The sequence below is a fragment of the Pseudoflavonifractor sp. 60 genome (assembly GCF_009911645.1).
Lineage (GTDB): Bacteria > Bacillota > Clostridia > Oscillospirales > Oscillospiraceae > Lawsonibacter.
In genome coordinates this window covers 1-383 of record NZ_QWKI01000091.1, presented here as the reverse complement: position 1 = coordinate 383, position 383 = coordinate 1, and the positions used below count along the sequence as shown (strand labels likewise).

Here is a 383-nt window from a genome sequence, read left to right as displayed (position 1 = left end):
GTTGCTTTTTTTCTCCTTCCTCTATGTCCACAAATTTATTTCATTTTCCTATTGACTTTTCCTTTGCAGACTTTTCCAGCCAGCCATTTTTGGCAAAAATCTTCTGCAACTTCTTAACTGCGCCGGTGACGCTATCACTGGCACAACTTCCGCTGATGCCCTCGTCCGCTGCAATCTCTCGAAATTTCTTCTTCAAGGCATACCGGGCATAGAGCCGCCGCGCCTGGATGGGGGACAGGTGGGTAATTGCCTCCGCCAGACGTTCCAGCAATAGTTCTTCAGCGGCCTCGTCAATCTCTCGAATAATCAAATCCTCCGGGGACTGCACCAGGAACATAGCGTGATTTTCAATGCCGGGGCTGCAATCCATGCTGTAAACATGG

General features: G+C 49.3%; 1 pseudogene. It reads right to left on the bottom strand.

Annotated elements, in window-relative coordinates:
* Nucleotides 1–40 precede the first annotated feature (40 nt).
* A pseudogene (locus D1646_RS10525) lies at nt 41–383 on the bottom strand (sigma-70 family RNA polymerase sigma factor); the annotation flags it as partial.